At 66.0% G+C, this 2,386-nt stretch carries 1 protein-coding gene; it reads left to right on the forward strand.

The features are described 5' to 3' along the window. Positions 1 to 986 precede the first annotated feature (986 nt). On the forward strand, positions 987 to 2,270 hold the full coding sequence (locus tag GHC57_RS18865) for a glutamate-5-semialdehyde dehydrogenase (protein ID WP_425500701.1): 1,284 nt from the start codon (positions 987 to 989) through the stop codon (positions 2,268 to 2,270). Positions 2,271 to 2,386 lie beyond the last annotated feature (116 nt).

Consider the following 2,386-nt stretch of genomic DNA (forward strand, 5'->3'; position numbering starts at 1 on the left):
CTCCTGGGCATCGCCACCACCAAAGGCCCAATCTCCTACGATATGTTGATCGCGCCGGAAGCAAAGGGATAAGCCTTCTAAAGTATTCTGGAAATATTCCATGGTGACCTCCGGCGTCTGTCCAGCCATAAGAATGGCCTGGATTCACGACGAAAGCAATACCGGACAGCCGAGCATAGGGCTTGTGGAAACTGTGAATAAAGTTGCCCCATTAACGAATATGCAACCTATTTCACTGCGGCCCTGGTTGTGATTGGCTGCCAATCACCAACTTTCACTTATCACACAAAGTAAAAATGCGTAGCTCTCCAACGGATCTCTGTAATATGAGAAAAAGGTGTACGTGAACACACGAAAGGTCGGGCGGGCGGTGTGTTGCACGCGCCGGATACCGGCCCAAAAAGCGGAAGGATGAGGCGCCCGGATCCGACCCTTGCGGGTAGGTCCCTGAACTTCGTCTGGTCTTTGGGTCTGGGGGTTGGACTCGCCATGCCAGAACATGGCCCGGGACCCAGCTATGCAAAAAACGCAACCCTTGGCACGCAAAAACCCCCCGGCCGGGCGCCGCCCGGTCGCGACCATACTGCGCGCCTCCGGTTCACCGGCCGCGCAAAGCGCCTCTCTATCGCAGGACTTGCTTGCGCCGTCAAGTACGCGTTACGCGCTTGCCGAGACCGTCTCCGGGCCGCAGGGCAACGGGTTCAGGTTAACATGACGGCCTGTTCCGCGCCGCCTGAGCAGGCCGCTCGAGATCCCTCGTCTCGCTTCGCTCACGCGGGATGACCCACCAAAAATATAGGATGTCATCCTGAAGCCGCGAAGCGGCTGAAGGATCTCGCGCACAGGTCTCCGACCCCCTGCAAAGACCTGGAAGAGCGATCCCGTTAACCTGAGCCCGTCGCCCTGCCCCCTCCGTCGGCCTGATGACAGACCCGGCCGTCTCCGGCTATACCGGGGCCTCGATCGACACGCGGCGCGGAGGCAGCATCATGGACGCTCTGGAGACGACGGCAGGCGACATCGACGCCCTGATGGCGGACATCGGCCGGCGCGCGCGCGCCGCCGCGCGCACACTCGCCACCGCGCCGACGGCCGCCAAGGACACGGTGCTGACCGCCGCCGCCGATGCCCTGATGGCCGAGATCGACACCATCAAGGACGCCAACGCCCGCGACATGGCCGCCGGCGAGGCCAAGGGCCTGTCGAAAGCCCTGCTCGACCGCCTGCGCCTGACCGATGACCGCATCGCGGCCATGGCCCAGGGCCTGCGCGAGGTCGCCGCGCTGCCCGATCCCATCGGCGCCGAGCTGGCGGCGTGGGACCGGCCCAACGGCCTGCGCATTGCGCGCGTGCGGGTGCCGCTGGGTGTGATCGGCGTGATCTACGAGAGCCGGCCCAACGTCACCGCCGACGCCGCCGCCCTGTGCCTGAAGGCCGGCAACGCGGTCATCCTGCGCGGCGGGTCGGAGAGCTTCCATTCGTCCAGCGCCATCCTGGGCTGCATCCAGGACGGCCTGGACACCGCCGGCCTGCCGTCCGACGCCTGCCAGATGATCCCCACCACCGACCGCGCCGCCGTCGGCGCCTTGCTGCGGGCGTCCGAATACGTGGACGTGATCGTGCCGCGCGGCGGCAAGAGCCTGATTGAGCGTGTGACGGCGGAAAGCCGCGTGCCCCTGTTCAAGCACCTGGAGGGCATCTGCCACACCTACGTGCACGCCGGGGCGGACCTGGACAAGGCCCGGACCCTCGCGGTCAACGCCAAGATGCGCCGGACCGGCATCTGCGGGGCCACCGAAACCATCCTGGTGGACCGCGCCATCGCCGCCGACGCCGTGCCCGCGCTGGTGCGCGACCTGAACGACGCCGGCTGCGTGGTGCGCGGCTGCGACGGGGTGCGCACCCTGGCGCCCTCGGCCGAGCCCGCCACCGACGCGGACTGGGACACCGAGTACCTGGACGCCATCGTATCCATGAAGGTGGTGGAGGGCCTGGACGACGCCATTGCGCATATCGCGGCGCACGGCTCGGATCACACCGACGCCATCGTGACCGAGGACGCCGCCGCCGCCGAGCGGTTCCTGAACGCCGTGGACAGCGCCATCGTGATGGTGAACGCCTCCACCCAGTTCGCCGATGGCGGCGAGTTCGGCATGGGCGCGGAAATCGGCATCGCCACCGGCAAGCTGCACGCGCGCGGCCCGGTGGGCGTGGAGCAGCTCACCAGCTTCAAGTATCAGGTCCGGGGCACCGGCCAGACCCGGCCCTGAGGGGCCCGATTCTGCCGAAATTACCGATAGGCTCAAATAGCGTTCGCTATGCATTCCCGGATTTGGTATCATGAAGGATACCGAACGCGGGAGGCGGGCATGGATCGGGACACGTT

Origin of the sequence: Roseospira navarrensis (genome assembly GCF_009601025.1) — a bacterium.
Lineage (GTDB): Bacteria > Pseudomonadota > Alphaproteobacteria > Rhodospirillales > Rhodospirillaceae > Rhodospira > Rhodospira navarrensis.